Annotated in this window: 10 protein-coding genes and 1 pseudogene; 5 read left to right on the top strand and 6 right to left on the bottom strand. The window is 69.1% G+C overall.

Going from position 1 to position 14,867, the window contains the following annotated elements; translation table 11 throughout:
* Window positions 1-94: 94 nt before the first annotated feature.
* A complete protein-coding gene (locus tag ACFQ6S_RS06495) occupies window positions 95-2,218 on the top strand; it encodes an acyltransferase family protein (RefSeq protein ID WP_383404439.1) in 2,124 nt (707 codons plus the stop codon).
* A gap of 219 nt (window positions 2,219-2,437) precedes the next feature.
* Here the strand turns inward: ACFQ6S_RS06495 and ACFQ6S_RS06490 are convergent, their stop codons facing one another.
* The 3 genes from ACFQ6S_RS06490 to ACFQ6S_RS06480 all read right to left on the bottom strand — a co-directional run bounded on the left by ACFQ6S_RS06490 (window position 2,438) and on the right by ACFQ6S_RS06480 (window position 5,553).
* On the bottom strand, window positions 2,438-2,653 hold the full coding sequence (locus tag ACFQ6S_RS06490) for a hypothetical protein (RefSeq protein ID WP_383404437.1): 216 nt from the start codon (window positions 2,651-2,653) through the stop codon (window positions 2,438-2,440).
* Window positions 2,654-3,402: 749 nt separating this feature from the next.
* A complete protein-coding gene (locus ACFQ6S_RS06485; RefSeq protein ID WP_383404435.1) occupies window positions 3,403-4,056 on the bottom strand; it encodes a hypothetical protein in 654 nt (217 codons plus the stop codon).
* Between the two features lie 12 nt (window positions 4,057-4,068).
* Window positions 4,069-5,553 (bottom strand): alpha/beta hydrolase, encoded by a 1,485-nt coding sequence (locus tag ACFQ6S_RS06480; RefSeq protein ID WP_383404433.1) that lies wholly within the window; start codon window positions 5,551-5,553, stop codon window positions 4,069-4,071.
* Between the two features lie 208 nt (window positions 5,554-5,761).
* On the opposite strand from ACFQ6S_RS06480, the gene ACFQ6S_RS06475 reads away from it, so the two are divergent.
* Together ACFQ6S_RS06475 and ACFQ6S_RS06470 are read left to right on the top strand one after the other, a co-directional pair.
* Complete coding sequence (locus tag ACFQ6S_RS06475) at window positions 5,762-6,946, top strand: sensor histidine kinase (protein ID WP_383404431.1); 1,185 nt, start codon at window positions 5,762-5,764, stop codon at window positions 6,944-6,946.
* On the top strand, window positions 6,947-7,624 hold the full coding sequence (locus ACFQ6S_RS06470) for a response regulator (protein WP_383404429.1): 678 nt from the start codon (window positions 6,947-6,949) through the stop codon (window positions 7,622-7,624). It abuts the gene before it with no gap.
* 1,419 nt (window positions 7,625-9,043) lie between these two features.
* On the opposite strand, the gene ACFQ6S_RS06465 is transcribed toward ACFQ6S_RS06470, so the two are convergent.
* A complete protein-coding gene (locus tag ACFQ6S_RS06465) occupies window positions 9,044-9,448 on the bottom strand; it encodes a hypothetical protein (RefSeq protein WP_383404427.1) in 405 nt (134 codons plus the stop codon).
* A 1,691-nt stretch (window positions 9,449-11,139) separates the two neighbouring features.
* Between ACFQ6S_RS06465 and ACFQ6S_RS06460 the strand changes: the two genes are divergently transcribed.
* Both ACFQ6S_RS06460 and ACFQ6S_RS06455 read left to right on the top strand, forming a co-directional pair.
* Window positions 11,140-11,619: a hypothetical protein gene (locus tag ACFQ6S_RS06460; protein ID WP_383404425.1), complete on the top strand. Its 480-nt coding sequence runs from the start codon at window positions 11,140-11,142 to the stop codon at window positions 11,617-11,619.
* Window positions 11,620-12,418: 799 nt separating this feature from the next.
* Window positions 12,419-13,126: a hypothetical protein gene (locus tag ACFQ6S_RS06455; protein ID WP_383404423.1), complete on the top strand. Its 708-nt coding sequence runs from the start codon at window positions 12,419-12,421 to the stop codon at window positions 13,124-13,126.
* Between the two features lie 14 nt (window positions 13,127-13,140).
* Here the strand turns inward: ACFQ6S_RS06455 and ACFQ6S_RS06450 are convergent.
* Window positions 13,141-13,985 (bottom strand): annotated as a pseudogene (locus ACFQ6S_RS06450) (IS5 family transposase).
* 421 nt (window positions 13,986-14,406) lie between these two features.
* Window positions 14,407-14,760: a hypothetical protein gene (locus tag ACFQ6S_RS06445; protein WP_383404421.1), complete on the bottom strand. Its 354-nt coding sequence runs from the start codon at window positions 14,758-14,760 to the stop codon at window positions 14,407-14,409.
* Between the last annotated feature and the right edge of the window lie 107 nt (window positions 14,761-14,867).

Raw genomic sequence — 14,867 nt, 5'->3', positions numbered from 1 at the left:
GCGAAGTTGCGGCCACAACAGCGGAACCCCGTGTGGCGGCCGGACAGATCTGACTAGCCGAGCATTGTCCGTCGCCCCAAGGAGTCACCCCCTGATGTCGAGCATCACGTACGCCGAGATACGTACGGTCCCGGCGAGAGGCAGGTCCGCGCGGCCCCAAGGCCATGCCCTGCGGCTCGACATCCAGGGGCTGCGCGCGGTGGCCGTCGCTCTGGTGGTGCTCTCCCACGCCGGCGTGTCCCAGGTCGGCGGCGGATACATCGGTGTCGACGTCTTCTTCGTGATTTCCGGCTTCCTCATCACGTCGCTGCTGCTGCGAGAACTCGCCACCACCGGCCGGGTGTCGGTCCGTTCCTTCTACGCCCGCCGGGCACTGCGGCTCCTTCCCGCGGCCTCCCTGGTCATCGCCGTCACGCTGGGCGGCGCGTGGCTGTTCCTGTCGAAGGCGCGGCTCGTCGAGTACGCGGGCGACGCCCTCGCCAGCGCGCTGTACGCGGTCAACTTCCGGCTGGCGGCGGCCGGTACGGACTATCTTGCCCAGAACAGCCCGCCGTCGCCGTTCCAGCACTTCTGGTCGCTCGCCGTGGAGGAGCAGTTCTACCTGGTGTGGCCGCTGCTCCTCATGCTCACCTGGCGATTCGCCCGAGGTCGGCGCCAGCTGGTCGCGGTGTTGCTCGGGGTACTGGTCCTGGGATCGTTCGTGGCGGGCGTCCTCGTGACGAACTTTTCAGCGCCCTGGGCGTACTTCGGCTCGATCACCCGGGGCTGGGAACTGGGTGCCGGCGCACTCCTGGCGCTGGCGACAGGCCGGCTGGAACGACTGCCCGCGGCCCTCGCGGCCCCGTTGACCTGGCTCGGCCTGGCATGTGTCACGCTGGCAGCAATCCGGTTCAACGAAGAGACGCCCTTCCCCGGCCACCACGCCCTGCTGCCTGTCGCGGGTGCCGTGCTCGTCCTGGCCGGCGGCTGCGCGTCCCCCACGCACGGCGCGGGGTGGCTGCTGGGGCGACGACCGCTGGTGTGGCTCGGCGGACTCTCGTACGGCTGGTACCTGTGGCACTGGCCGCTGCTGGTCATAGCCCCGGCGGCGCTGGGCCGCGCCGACGGCACGGCGGACGTGCCACTCGCGCTCGGGCTGTCCGCGGCGGCGCTGGCCCTGGCGTGGCTGACTCTGCGAGTCGTCGAGAACCCGGTCCGCTTCCACCGGGCCTTCCGCAGCCGCCCCCGCCGCGCCTTGGCCCTGGGTGCCGCGCTGTCGGCCGGCGCCTCGGTGCTGTCCTTGACGGCGACGGCGGTCCCGCCGACGATCGAAGTGGGCGACCCCGCACCCGCGCTGACGCAGGCTCTCTCCGACACGCGGGCCCCGCAGGCGCGTCTGGCCGAACTCCTGGCGTCGTCCCCCACTGCCCTGCCGAGCAACCTCGCCCCGCCCCTGCCGAAGGTGAAGTCCTCCCGCTCCGCGGTCTACCGAGACGGCTGCCACGTCGACTACGCCGCCACCAGCACCCGGCCCTGCGTCTACGGCGACCCCACTTCCTCCCGTACGGTCGTCCTGTTCGGCGACTCCCACGCAGCCCAGTGGTTCCCGGCCCTGCAACGGCTCGCGACCACACGCGACTGGAAGCTGGTCTCGCTGACGAAGGCCTCCTGCAAGGTCGCCGACGTGACCACCGTCAGCGGCCACAAGCCGTACAACGCCTGCGACACCTGGCGCTCCAACGCCATGGTAAGGATCAACACCCTGCGCCCCGACCTGGTCGTCGTCTCCTCCTCGGACGCCGGAGACCTGGCCCGCCCCACCGCCGACCCCCTCCACCAGTGGACAGCCGGCTTCGAGAACACCTTCCGCAATCTGGGCACCTCCGGCGCCCGGGTCGCCGCCCTGCTCGACACCCCCTGGCCCAAGGGCGACCCGATCGACTGTGCCGCCAGGAACTCCCTGCAACTACGCGCCTGCGCACACCACTTGCCGGACGCGACCCGCGACGCGAGCCGCGGTACCGCCGTGCGCACCGCCGCATCCGCAACGGCCACCACAGTCATCGACCCCACCCCCTGGCTCTGCGCCCCTAGCACCGGCATCTGCCCCGTAGTCGTCGCCAATACCGCCGTCTACCGCGACGACAGCCACCTCTCGGAGGCGTACGCCGATGCGCTTGCCCCGGTTCTGGCGCCCTCGCTGGATCGCCTCGTGCGGCGCCCTGAACAGACCGGATGATCAGCGACGGTGACCGAGTGATCCGGTGATGTCCATGCCGGGAGAGACTGCAGATCTCAGTCGCAGTACGAAGACGGAGCACATTTCCTGACCTGGTCGTCAGTGGCCGCGCAAGGAGTGCAACACGACCAGGTTCGAGAAGCGTGGCTACGTCAAACCCAGAACGGTCGCCGCGGCCGCACTCGTCATCTGGCTCCGCTCATGAACGTCAGGACACTGCTAGTCAGTTTTGCGGTCCAGGATGCGGCGGGCGGCTTCGGCTTCTGCTGCCGGCGGTGAGAGTTCGTCGAGGGTATCGAGCTCATCGTCCGCTTCCAGTTCCCGTTCCCAGGCCGCCGCAAGGCGTTCTTGTTCCTGGCGCGACTTGGCGCCGATGGCCTCGCGCCGCTCCGGGTCGAGGGCTGCCAGGAATCGTCCAACCGGGTCCATCGGCATTTGGTGCTCCTTGCCGCAAGAAGGGGTGATGCCCTGCCCCAGCATGGCTGAACGTTCCCTCAACGGCCGCCCGACACTGCCGGGGAAACACCCCGTTGGCCTCTTCGCGGCCGGATCAGGCGCGTGTGGCCGTCCAGCTGCGGGTGGCGACGGACCGACGACGGTTGGTGGTCAGCTTGGGGTGCGCCTCGTCGTCGCTCCTCCAGGGCCTGCTGTCGTGCGACCGAGTGAGGACCGGTGAGGCCGGCTCTCGGGAGCGGTCGGGTCAGGTGTGGGGCTTGTCGCTTGCCGCTCACCGAGTGCCGCATTCGTTGAGCGCGTCCGTGTTTCCCGAAGGAGGGGACGCTCTTGAGTGCTGCTGGGTCAAGCCGCCGCTGCGGCCAAGGCGCAATGGGGGGACGGGCTGGGGACGGTCCCCGCGCCGGGCCGACTGCAGCAGATCGGTGGTGACGATGATCTGTGCGACACGTCCGGGCTCTGTCTTGAGCACGGGAAACGTATCCGGGTGCAGTGGGCGAATGCGGAGACAGGAGGAGGCGTCGCAACCGGCTGGCGTCATCCCGATCTCGGCCCTGTCGTTTGGATCAGCTCGGCTGTGAGGATCGGTTGCGCTTGGCCTACGCCAGGCTGATCCAGGCGAAGGGGCCTGGGCCGGCCGGGCGGGTGTTGCGGTGTGGGGGTGGATGTCGCTCGCCCGCGCCGGCGGGGTGTCGCCGGCGCGGCTGGGACGCCTCGGGTGGTTGGGCGGATCAGCCCGCTGCTCCGTCCAGCAGGTGGCTGTAGCGCAGTCGCAGTGCGCGTTCTGTGCTGGCCGCCAAGGTGGCGACGCCGATCGCGATGTTGCCCCACATCGGCACGTCGATGGGCGAGGTGAAGGTCCCGGTGTGCTGGGCGATGCCCTCGGACCTGGTGAGCTGTTCGGCAAGTTGTGGGACGAGGACGGCCAGGGCCGCGACGAGCACGCACAGCGAGAGGAGACCGATGGTGCGGCTCAGCGCGGGGTGCGCGTGTTCGAGGCGCGCCCGTCGCCCCTCGGCGGAGTCGGAGTCCGGGACCAGCTGGAACTCGCGGCCTTCGTCGGTGACGTAGTGACAGCGCTTGAGGCCGAATCCGCTCATCTTCACTTCGACGGTGCCGCCCGGGACGGGGAAGACGGCAGGGAGCTTGGAGACGGCATCCAGCGTGCCGTCGAGATACAGGTGGGCCTTGACGTTGCCGGACGACTGGTTCTGCCAGTGCCTGACGTCGACGGCGTAGACCGTCTCGCGGCCGTCGTCGCCCGCCAGCCGCAGATGGAACAGCGCGCGGAAAGGCAATTGCCACCAGCGGAAACGCTTCAACTCTCGCCCGTCCCCGGGCATGACCCGCTGTACGGCACGACGGTGCCGCCACTCCTTGATCATGCGTCCGCTCCGTTACTTGTTCGGCTCCGCCGCGCAGGCGAGGTCCTCGGCCGGGCGCTGTCCGTTGGTCAGGAACGCTGTCACCGTGCTGTTCGCGCACGTGTTGCGGCCGAACGGGTAGACACCGTGCCCGCCCTGGTCGGCGGTCACCAACGTGGCCCGGTCGCCGAATGCCCGCCGAAGCCTCATGGCGCCGACCAGCGGTGTCCCCGGGTCGCGCTCGTTCTGCACCATCAGTACGTTCGACGGGCCGCGGTCACCGATCCGCACCGGCGGCTCGACCCGGTTGTCCGGCCAGAACGCGCAGGGCTTGATGTTTCCGGTGGTCCCGCCCAGCATCGGGTACTTCAGCCGGTCGATCGCCGCATTGCGCTGGTAGTCCCGGACCTTGCCAGGCCAACGGGAGTCACCGCAGGTCACGTAGAAGTGACTGGCCAGGAAGTTCTCCGAGATCTGCGGCGGCGGAGTCGTCATCGGTTTGCCCTGGTCCAACGCCTGCCAATCCTTGGCCAGTCGGGGCAGGAGGCCCTCGAAGTAGAGGCTCTCGAAGGTCACTCCGCGAAACGCGGTCCCGTCGACGTCGCCGACCGGTTCGGCGTCCAGCCGCTTCACGAGTTCGAAGAACTTGGCGGTCACCTGCTTCGGTGTGGTGCCCAGACCGTACTCGGGGTGCGCGGCCGCGTACGCCGCGAAGTCCGGGAACCGGTCCTCCATTCCGCGACCGAGCAGGCGGAAGCTCGCCAGGTCGTAGCCGCCAGGGCCCAGGTTGCTGTCGAGCACGATCCGGTCGCTGCGCCCGGGGAACAGCGTCGTGTAGACCGCGCCGAGGTAGCTGCCGTACGAGGCACCGAGGTAGGACGCTTTCGGCTCGCCCAGCGCTGCCCGGATCCGGTCCATGTCGCGCGCGGTGTTCGCGGTGGTGGTGTGCGGCAGCATCCACGCCGTCCGCGACGTGGCGCACTGTTCGGCGATGGTCCGCGCGTACGACGCCTCCTTGGCGACGTCGGCCGCGGTGTGCGCGTACGGCGGGAAGTTGCCGCGTGCCTGCTGCTGCGGTGTCAGGTCGCAGGTGACCGGCGTGCTGCGGCCCACGCCACGCGGGTCGAAGCCGATCACGTCGTAGGAGTCGAGGACGTCCTTCGGCAGCCCGACGCCGGCGAGTTGGGCCGGGTAGTCCACCCCGGAGCCACCGGGGCCGCCCGGATTGGTCAGCAGCACACCGCGGCGCTTCGAAGGGTCCTTGCTCGCCAGGCGGGAGACGGCGATCTCGATCTGCCGGCCGTCGGGATTGCGGTAGTCCAGCGGGACGTCGAGCGTCGCGCATTCAAGACGGGGCGCGTCGGCGTTCTGTGATTCGGCCTTCTGCGGACACTGGCCCCATTGCAGGGAGTCCGGCGTGGCCGTCACCGTGTCCGGAGTCGCCGCCGCCGACGCTCCCGAGATCGCTGCCGCCGCGACTGCGGTGGCCGCGAGGGCGAGGGACAGGGTTTTGCGCATCTGGTGTCCTCCTGAGGGGGCGCACGAGGTCGCGCGCCGGAACGATCGGGTGACGGATACGAGTCTGTTCATCCGGCCTCACCGGCACATCGGCCCGGCGGCTCGAGTCACCTTCGACCTGAGTCGAGGCGGTGATACGACTCTGGGCGAGGGCGGGAGTGTCCCAGGGGCTGCTGCACCGGCCGCACGGTTTCGCGACAATGACCGGATGAACACGGACGTCGCGCCACGGCTCGGGGGGTGGCAGCAGACCTGGCGACTGGTGGCGGCCGCCGCACTGGGCATTCCTTTCTGGATCGCCACCGGTGCGGCGCTGCCGCGGGGGTGCGCGGCCGACACGTGTTCCTGGTTGGTCACCGGTGATCCGCTGATGGCTCTCGGCTGCCTGGCGGCGCTCCTGTGGCGGCGACGGTTCCCGCTCGCCGTCGCCATGGCGGTCGCCATCGCCTCGGGCGCGTCGACACTCGCCGTCGGTGCCGCGCTTCTGGCTCTGTGCTCGATCTCCACTCGTCGTCGTCCGGTGGAGATCGGAGTTGTCGCGCTCGTCTACGTGGCCGCGTCGCAACTCACCCTCGTGCTCTACCCGATCAAGACCCCGCCCGGCTCGATATGGCTCCAACTCGCACTCCCGATACTGAGCGCGGGCATCGCGGTGGCCATAGGCGTGGCCATCGGCGCACGGCGCGTCGAGGTGCGGTCCTTGCGGGAGCGGGCAGAGAGCGCGGAACGGGAACAGACAGCACGGGCGGCGCAGGCACGGGCCCTGGAACGGAACCGTATCGCCCGGGAGATGCACGACGTGCTCGCGCACCGGATCTCCCTGGTCGCCATGCAGGCGGGAGTGCTGGACCACCGAGGCGACCTGCCCATTGAGGAGAACCGCACGTTGATCCGTGGCATCGCCGATGGTTCCCACCAAGCGCTGGAAGAACTACGAGACGTCCTCGGCGTGCTCCGCGCCGACCCGGGCCGCCCGGAACCGCCACAGCCCTCCCTCGACCGCATCCCGGAGCTGGTGGCCGACGCCCGCACTTCCGGACTGGACGTCACGCTCACCACCACGGTGACGGGAAACCCGTCCGACGTCGTGGGACGTACCTGTTACCGGGTCATCCAGGAAGGACTGACCAACGCCGCCAAACACGCCCCAGGCGCCCCCGTACACATCACCGTCGAAGGAACAGCCGGCGACGAACTGCACGTGAGCGTCCATAACTCCCCGGCCACCACGAAGACCACTCAACCGCCGGCATCAGGATTCGGCCTGCTCGGCCTCGCCGAACGAATCACTCTCGCCGGCGGAAAACTCGGCCACCACCCGACACCCGACGGCGGATACGTCCTCACCGCACGACTACCTTGGCCGAACCACGACCACGAAAAGAGAAGCTGAGTGGACAGCGAGCGGGAGCCGGTGCGGATCGTCATCGTCGACGACGAACAACTGGTGCGGCTGGCGCTACGACTCGTCATCGACGGCGAACCGGACCTGACCGTCGTAGCGGAGGCTGCCGACGGGGACGCCGCGATCACTGTGGTGGACGAGCAGCGACCGGACGTCGTGCTGATGGACATCCGGATGCCCGGCCGTGACGGTCTCAGCACGACCCGGGAACTCCTCACCCGGCCGGCGCCGCCCCGGGTGCTCATGCTGACCACATTCGACTCCGACGATCTGGTGCTCGGCGCGCTGCGCGCCGGAGCCCTCGGGTTCGTCCTGAAGGACACCCCGCCGGCGCGGATTCTCGACGCGGTGCGGACGGTCGCGGACGGGAACCCCGTGCTGTCCCCGGCCGCCACGGCACGAGTGATCGCCGCGGCCACCGGGCCACAGTCTTCCGAGTCTCGCCGCTCGTCCCGCGAAGCCGCGCGGAAACAGCTGTCCGCGCTGACCGCACGAGAACTCGACACCGCCCGGGCCATCGCGGACGGGCTGGGCAATCCGGAGATCGCCGAGCGGCTACGCATCAGCGTCGCGACCGTCAAGGCGCACACAGGCAACCTGTTCGCCAAGCTGGCCCTCGAGAACCGGGTGCAGATCGCACTCCTGGTCCGCGACGCGGAGCAGTGACCGGCTACACGCCACCCGGACGACCGCCTCGCCGACCATCCCGGTGAGGCTTCCGCAGGGCCGTGCAGAGCAGGTTCCATGATCGTGGGGCGGCCCTCCGGTTCGGCCGGCCAGGCCGGCGGGTGGGCCGTTTCGCCGAGGAGCTCGCCGGTGAGGGTGGCGGTGGCGGCGGGAGTGCCGTCGTGGTTCACCGCGCGCCCCAGGCGCGACTTCCTGGCCGGCGCTGTCCAGGTCGAGTACGGCCACGGCCAGGCGGGTGTCGCCGCCGGGCAGGAGGGGCTTGAGCGCCCGCGCGAGCGTCGTGGTCCGCCGCGCGCGCCGCCGGGCCGGGGGCCGGCGCCGCCGCCCGTACGGAGGGGTTCTGCGTGCGGGAGGGCGGGCCGGAGGGGGTGCAGGCGGCGAGCGATGCCGCGAGAGCGGTGGCGGCGTACGCGGCGCAGACCTTGAGTGTGTGCGCGTGCAGGCGGCGTGTGGGGTGTAGCCGGTTCGGTGCGTCGGGCATGGGTGGGCAGGCCTTGGCATTCCGTAGGGGAAAGACAGCGGGTAACCGGAAAATATGGCAATCCGGACGTGTGGGTGGTGATCCGGCATCCGGACAGGCGGGTCGTCCCCTGAAAAGGCGGAGCTGCCTCACGCGTCCGGCCCCCGCCCGGGACCAGCCCGGCCCCTGCCGTCAGCCCGTAACTCCTCATCCCGGCGCGTCCGCCTGCCCGATCGTCTCCGGGCGCCTGGCCGGACCGATCAGACCAGCACACTCCGGAATGCCCCCTCCCTGGGCGCAGAGGCCGGCGCGGGGGAGCCCGGTCACCTCGCCGGCAGCGGGCCACCGCAGTTGGGGGCGGGCCCGCCCGCGACGGCCCGCCCGCGCTGATCGCGCATATCCGCCGGTAGCTCGCCGTCCCAGCCAGGGCCATCCAGGCGTCACTGCCACCGCCTCCGCCGACGCGGGCGCCGACTGACCCGCCGTCGCGCTGGCCCTAGGGCCGGGTGCGGCGGGTGCCGTCGGCGGGACCCGCCAGCCCGGAGAGTCCTTGGCGGCCTGTCAACCCGGCGGCGTCGCCACCGAATGAGGCGCCATCGTCGCCGACGAGCTGTCCCACGCCGCACTCCCGCACTCGTCGGGCAGCTATTCCACAGTGGCGTCAGCCGATCGCACATTTCCAATGCAACGCGTGGACTTGCGCCAATGGACCGTGGCGACCGCCGATCAGCCGCATGCCCGCGTGCTTTTGCGATCGCTGCGGGGTGGGCTCATTGTGTGAAACGAGCCCAGCCGGGTGTTTTCCGACTGAAGGAAATACCCGTGTGCCGGAGCCCCGGCCCGATTACGGCGGGCCAGGGCTCCAGATACGCGGGGGTGTCCACTGAACGCATCCCAGCCGGCCTGTTTTTCAGGGCTGGGTTGCCGCGGCGGTGTCTTTAGTCGACCACGCGGAAGCTGCTGGTGATGGCTCCGGCGACTCCGAAGCTCGAGCCGCCGGGGCCGACCGTGGCGGCGGGTCCGCCGGCGTCGCAGTTGTCTGCGGCGAAGAACTGCACGGTCCGGTCGGTGTTGTTGGTGATGTTGAAGGTGGTGCCGGCGGGGCGGACCACGGCGACGCAGGCTCCCGGGTCGTCCGAGTAGGTCCGCTCGTTGATCTGGATCTTGCCGTCGTGCTTCTTGTATCCGTCCTTCCACTCGTGGTCGCCGCCGAGGGGGGCCGAGGCGGGGCGGACGGGCGAGGCGGACTGGGGGGCGTCCGCGGAGGCGTAGGTCACGCCGGTGATGGTCATGGCCACGGCTGCCGAGGCGCCGGCGATCAGGGCGACGGTACGCGTCTGCATGTCTGGCTTCTCCTTCTTCAGGGGAATCGGCTGAACTGCCGATCTGGGATTGAACCTAGTGAGGGCCATTTCTGACGGCATCCCGAAGATCTCTAAGGTGTGACGCGAAGCGGCCAATCGGACGTATGCGGGGCGGTGGGCGGGCATGTCCGCATCTTCCTGACGTGCTTTCAATTGGCTGTCGTTGCATGCGGCTTGACGGGCGGCTTAGGCCAGCGCGGTGAATGAAGGGGGTGGTGTTCACCCTGTCGGTGCGTCTGGGGTGTGTCGGACGTTGACACCGCCTCTGGATCGGACCCTGACTGCATGTCAAGGACCGCGGCTCTGTGAGTCGCGCTGTCGCCGCCGGGCGGGCGCCCGGCGCACTGGCCGTGCCGGGGGCGCCTGCGTCTGCAGGGGCGTGCCGCCGGCGGAGCAGGCCCGCGAGCGACACCACGACTGCGCTGGGGGGGACCAGCAGTTCACCGAGCTGGCGCCAGTGACGCGGAGCGACCGGGATCTCCCGCAGGCGGCGGCCGTCCTGGTGGACGACTGTGCGCCCATCGGCGGTGGTGGCACGGGCCCATGAGCCGTCTGCACCTGTCATCACGGCCGCAGGCGGCGTCGGTGGGCGGCTCATGCAGGGTTCACCGGCCGTCGTCGGTCTGTCACCACCGCGGCACGAACACAGGGGCATATGGGCAAGGAGCCTTTGCCTGCGGGGGGCTCGGTGTGTGGACCCGGTCGGCGGGTTCAGCGGCGCTGGCTCTCCACTCACGGAGCCACTTGGAGGCTCGGCGTGGGGGCCGGGGTGGTACGCCAGGGGTCGCCGCCCCCGGTGCCGGCCGAGTCGCAGCCGTCTGAGTCGTGCGGTGTACGGCCCCTCTGCGGCATCGGCACATTGTCGGTGAGCCGATGCCACCGCACCGCTGCCGCCGATGTCGGCGATCCGTCGTCCGCGGACGTTCCCGGCTGCAGGGAACCGGGAAAGGATGCAGCCGGACGCCTGCCCATCGGGGTCGACGGACACGCGGCAGCACCAGCAGATCCCGCACAGCTCGCACGTGTGCGGGACAGGGTGGCGGCGCGGCACGCCTTCCTGACCCCCTCGACCTTGACGCCCGTCACCCCCGGCCCCGAAACACCTCCCGCACGCCGGGGGGGCACGCCCGAAGCGACGCGCTGGTCCTCTTAGAGGTGGGTAGGGAGGCGACCGAGCGGCGTGAGCGTGTCGTTGTGGATGCTTGCGGCCCTCTCATTGTGGCCGCATTGGCCGGCCTGGGCTGGCGTGGGACCTGGCCTTGATGCGACGGCCCCGCCAAGACTTCTCCCGTGGCCACCCGCGCCTTCCCGCTGCAGTCCCGGCCGCCAGGCGCTGAACCAGGAAAAATCCAGAGGACCGGGCGGCGCTCTAACCATCGCGTGGAGTTTTGTCAATACCTGACACGCCAGCAGAAGTGTGAAGGAGTGTCAGACTCGTCCCCCGACCGGCCCAATGTGGGGCCAAGTCACCTTCATTTCCGACTTTCTGATGGGCCATCACCAACGTGACTTTGAGCTTCCGAACGCCCGATCGGCCCCTTCACATCGCCCTCCAGAAATTTCTGAGGTGGCGACAGAATTCGGCATCAGTATGTTCATTCATAGTCGGCTGGCTCAGCCGACACCCTGAGAGATGGAGAAACTGAATGCCCGTGAGAAGGAGAGAGGGAATGCGTACGCGTACCGTTGTCACGATCGCAGTGTCGGTGGTCGTCACCGTCGTTGCTGCAACCGGTGTGAACTATGCCGCGGCTTCCAGCTCCGCCCCGAAGTCCGCACCGTCGGTTCAGGAGGCCGCCGCCTATGTTCCCCAGGGAGGCGACGGCCAGACGCACTTCAACGACCGGTACGACCGCAACGACCGGAACGACGATCATGGACGGGTCTTCGTCAACGAGCGCACGTTTTCCGTCGAGCCGGGTGTGTGCACCGCCGTGATCAGCAGCCCCGCGACGAGCTTCAATGTCCTGAACGAGAGTGACAGGGCCATCGAATTCTTCACCGGGATTACCTGTGACAACGGCTCTGCGATTTCGAAAATCGGGCCCGGAAACTCCAACAGCGCAATCGCCGGCACGCCGGTTCTCGACGGAGCCACGGTGCCATTCGCGCTTGTGGGCAGCTTCCGGGCGATCGGCAAGCGTTACTGACCCTGCGCCGACCAGGGCAGCAGCAAGCCTGCTGGCGTGGCACTTGGACCCGGCCCTCCGTAATGGGGCCGGGCCGCCAAGCCCATCGAGCAGCGGCCGGCGGTCGACGCGACCCTTTTCACTCCCGGCCGGACTTCCGTATTGCCCCCTGGTCAACGTCCTTGGCGGTGGCTGGTGTCGCGGGGCGTGACATACGCGTAGCGGTCGTGGGCACGCCGTCCCGCCCACGGATGTCCGCGCCGCATCCAAGGACAGCGCCGGGTACCTGCCTGGTGACGGCGTCGCCATCGGGACCAGCTCCCGGCCCGCCCCACGCCCTTCCCGCTGCACGGCACAGGCACACCACCCCGCCCCGGCCGTCCCCACCCGACCCGCGGCACCGAGCCGGAAGACGGTGCGCATAATGCGCACGCGATGCCGGGCCTGCCGTCACAGACGCACCCAGCGGGCAGGCGCTTCGCCGTTGCAGGGTCGGTGCCCGACGCCGGGCCCGCCCGCCGTTCAGCAGCGCTCTCCCTGTCAGCCCTGGGCCAGGAGGCAGGTGCGCCCGGTGCCCCGCGGCGCAGGACGCCTGCGCAGCGGGGCACCGGGCTGACAAGGAGAGGGCACGGATCCGGGGGCTGCGCCGGCAGCGTTGAAGTGCCGGCGCTGCGGTCGGCGAGAGCGTTCGTCGCAAGTGATCCGGCCGGGTATCCCCTGCGAGTGGGCATCTTGAGGTCTTAGAATTACTAACGGAATGACTTTCAAGGCCGCGTTGGGGCTTGGACGGTAGGTAGCGGCCGCGTGCGAGGGTGCTGCTGTGCTGGATGAGATCGACGCGGTGGACTGGGGCTCCATACCGGGCCATCCCGACTGGTATGAACCGGATCGTGCCGTCCGTGGTCTACATGCCCTGTCCGAGGCAGCGAACCTGGTACAGGCGGCGGAGGCTGGCTCGCAGCTCGGCGGCGGTGGAATTGTTCATGGCCACAGTGCCGCGGTGTTCCCAGCGGCTGTGATTGCGACCCCGCTGCTTCTCGACATCGCCCGGCAGGGTCACCCGGCGGCAAAGGCCACTGCGTTGGGGCTGCTTGATGAGGCTCTGTTGTGCTATCCGCATGCCGGGTACACGCGGGTGGCGGCTGCTGACGGCACCGCGTTTCCCATCTGCTGTGCCATCGCCCACCATCTGCGAGCTCGCACCGATTTCCTTGTCGGGCTGGGCAAGAGGGGCAAGTCATTGCTGGCCGACGCGGCCGCGCACTGGCGCTTCGAGATCCGCGAGTGTGTCGCCGACAGCAGCGACACGGCAGCCTTTGGCATCTTGGCCGGCTGTCTCCCCGACGGCGTGCACGCGGCGGAATTGCATCGCGCTGGTGCCATTACCGTGCTGAACGAGCTCACCCTCGAGTACCCGCCCGCGGAGGGCTCTCTCGAAGCATGTCTGCGGGTGATCGCCCGGCATCCGGGCGAACTGCCGCCAGGCGCCATGCTGTTGCCGGCGGAGTGCGGGGATCGCGTGCACTGACTGGCTCCAGTGCTTCAAGGACCTTCTGTTGCAGGGACCGGCTGCTGTCGTGACGCGGCAAGAGGCCTCCAGCAGATCAGGGCGCATCCGAGGGTGAGGAAGGCTTCGTGGATGTCGTCGCGGATCTCCCGGCGGATCCGCAGACGGCGGAACCAGTGCAGGTGGGCGAAGGCGCGCTCGACGACCCAGCGTTGAGTGCCCAGCCCGGAGCCATGCTCGGTCCCGCGTCGTGCAATCACGGGCTTCACACCGAGGTCCCAGACAAGGCGGCGGTATTTGTCGTGGTCGTAGCCACGGTCGGCGAGAACGAGGTCCGGGCGGCGCCGGGGGCGGCCGCGCTTGCCGCGTACCGCTGGCACCGCTTCGAGCAGGGGAATGAGCTGGGTGACCTCGTTGCGGTTGCCGCCAGTCAGCGTGACGGCGAGGGGGATGCCGGTGGCATCGGTGATCAGGTGATGTTTGCTGCCCGTCCTGCCCCGATCGACAGGACTTCGTCCCGTCTTGGATCCCCCTTCAGCGCCCGGATGTGCGAGCCGTCGACCGCCGCCCGGGAGAAGTCCAGGGCGTTCGCGCTGCGGAGCCCGGCGAGGAGGAGCTCGTGGAGCTGAGGCCACACGCCGGCCCGGGTCCACTCGGCCAGGCGGCGCTAGCACGTCATGCCCGAGCCGAAACCAAGCTCCTGCGGCAGGTGTTCCCAGGCGTTCCCGGTATGCAGCACGGACAGGATGCCCTGGAACACCAGCCGGTCCGGAAGCCGCTTGCGTCCCGGATGCCGAGCCCGACGCTCCACCTTCGGCAGCAGCGGTTCGGCCACCGCCCACAGCTTGTCATAGACATCCCACGGCTTCGGCCGAGCCACCCCACACCCCCCGGATCATCACACCCGGAGTGATCCAACCACCCCAAAGATCATTCTGATAGGGCTTCTTAGGCAGGGGCCCGGCGCAGCTGTCGGTCATCCTTGCCACCGGTTACACCGTCCGCATGCACACGGACGGTTGCCTGACTCAAGAGCCGCGCTTCCTTTGTGGCGACCAGGCCAGATGGTTCCGCGCCGAGGTTCAGCCGTTCCTGCTGCGTGCGCAGTTGCTCCTCACGCGCGTCGGTGATCGCCCCCCAGGTGATGATGCGTACAGCTGTTGATCTGGGCGACCTCTGTCGGACAACGTCGTCCTTGGTCGCCTGAGTTCCACGACGAGCGGCTTGGCGTTGTCTGAGGTGCGCGTGAGCGGCGGCGAATTGAGCGTGGGTCAGGACCTGCTAACCCTTTTGGTTGCCCGTCAGCTTGATTTGCTCTGCATTGTGTCGGCGAAGGCCAGCCCTTGCAGGGCGAGTCGTTGCGTTTCGTATTGACCTTCAGCCGTAGCTTCAATGTCGAACCCGTGTGCGACCTGCGGTGGGTAGCCGATGAGTTCGAGCGCCCGGCTGGGCAGCGTCTGGCGGGATGCCTCTTCCGACTCCCACAACAGAACGGCTCCCCACCGGTTGGTGTCCGGATCGGAGAGCCACATCTTGAAGCGAAGCCCGGGCACCTCGGAGAACGCGGCGACGGATTCCTCACGCAGGTACTCACGCATGGACTCGATGGTCTGTCCGGAGGCGGACAGGTCCCACCAGACGATATCGGCACGCATAGCGCTCCTTGCTTTCGAGAACGGAATCCGGCTGTCGGCTCGCCATGGGCACGCGGTTAGGGCGCGAGGCAGGCAGTTCTTTCCGCCGCCCGGGCCGAAATCGGCGC

Source organism: Streptomyces sp. NPDC056479, assembly GCF_042795335.1.
In the GTDB taxonomy this organism is placed as follows: domain Bacteria; phylum Actinomycetota; class Actinomycetes; order Streptomycetales; family Streptomycetaceae; genus Streptomyces.
This window is presented reverse-complemented; position numbering and strand designations above follow the sequence as displayed.

Coding starts and splice junctions, on each gene's coding strand:
- ACFQ6S_RS06485 (WP_383404435.1), bottom strand. CDS start 4,056: ATGATCAAGGAGTGGCGGCACCGTCGTGCCGTACAGCGGGTCATGCCC.
- ACFQ6S_RS06460 (WP_383404425.1), top strand. CDS start 11,140: ATGCGTACGCGTACCGTTGTCACGATCGCAGTGTCGGTGGTCGTCACC.
- ACFQ6S_RS06445 (WP_383404421.1), bottom strand. CDS start 14,760: ATGCGTGCCGATATCGTCTGGTGGGACCTGTCCGCCTCCGGACAGACC.
- ACFQ6S_RS06490 (WP_383404437.1), bottom strand. CDS start 2,653: ATGCCGATGGACCCGGTTGGACGATTCCTGGCAGCCCTCGACCCGGAG.
- ACFQ6S_RS06495 (WP_383404439.1), top strand. CDS start 95: ATGTCGAGCATCACGTACGCCGAGATACGTACGGTCCCGGCGAGAGGC.
- ACFQ6S_RS06480 (WP_383404433.1), bottom strand. CDS start 5,553: ATGCGCAAAACCCTGTCCCTCGCCCTCGCGGCCACCGCAGTCGCGGCG.
- ACFQ6S_RS06465 (WP_383404427.1), bottom strand. CDS start 9,448: ATGCAGACGCGTACCGTCGCCCTGATCGCCGGCGCCTCGGCAGCCGTG.
- ACFQ6S_RS06475 (WP_383404431.1), top strand. CDS start 5,762: ATGAACACGGACGTCGCGCCACGGCTCGGGGGGTGGCAGCAGACCTGG.